The sequence below is a fragment of the Bacillus sp. LR--39 genome (assembly GCF_053613335.1).
Map to the genome: position 1 here is coordinate 1 of NZ_JBSIOT010000536.1, position 883 is coordinate 883.

At 46.4% G+C, this 883-nt stretch carries 1 protein-coding gene; it reads right to left on the minus strand.

The genetic code is table 11. The features are described from left to right. Nucleotides 1-185: 185 nt before the first annotated feature. On the minus strand, nucleotides 186-883 hold a 698-nt coding region (locus ACWHAR_RS24715), incomplete at its 5' end, for an AbrB family transcriptional regulator (RefSeq protein WP_452088135.1).

Below are 883 nucleotides of genomic sequence, written 5' to 3' on the forward strand. Positions count from 1 at the left end.
CTTTATATAAGAAAAAGAGGTTATTCATTTTAACCTCTTTTTCAATCGTAAGTCGTCAATTATTTCTTTCATTTCACCCTCTGGCAGCACTCACTTCAAACCTGATCCATTAACAACGAAATATCCGCTTATATTTCCCCATCTTGATGGTTTGCGAATTAAAAGTTCTTGAACCTTTTTTTCAACTAGGCACTACTGCCGCTGATTGAGCTCTTTTTGTCTTTTTTTTCACCATGAAGATGGTGAAGCAGACGATAAAACGGCGGCAGCAGGGCAATAACCAGAATGACGCGAATGACCTGAACCGCAACGACAAAGGTGGAATCAGCGTGTAAGGTAACTGACGTCGTCGCCATCTCTGCAATCCCGCCGGGCGCAAATGCCAGAACAGAAGTGATGAGCGAAATTCCTGTCAGCTCAGAAACGATCACGGCGCTCAAAAACATTGCTGCGATTAAACCGACGGACGAGACAAACCCGACAATGATAATACGGGTGACGCCGGCAAACATGCTTTTGTACATCTTAGAGCCGATCGTTGCCCCGAGAAATACTTGTGATACATGGTTAGCTTGTGACGGCCACCATGCCGTCATGTCGTGCCCTGTCACCGCAGCTCCGCCAACATGTACAATTGCTACACCGAGCATGCTGCCGAGCAGCCATGGAGCTGGAAATTTTAAAAATTTCGCAGCTTTGCAAGCTCCCCAGGCAGCGAGAATAAGAATGACGGTCCACAAAACGGGAGCGAGCCTAAAATCTGTCGTTGCAGAAGAAATCGTCTCTGCTGCGGCACTTGCGGTACGATCTTGTTTTGTATAGATCAGAATGACTAAAAACGGAATGGAAAGCACCACGAGCAGCACACGCATCATTTGAACGA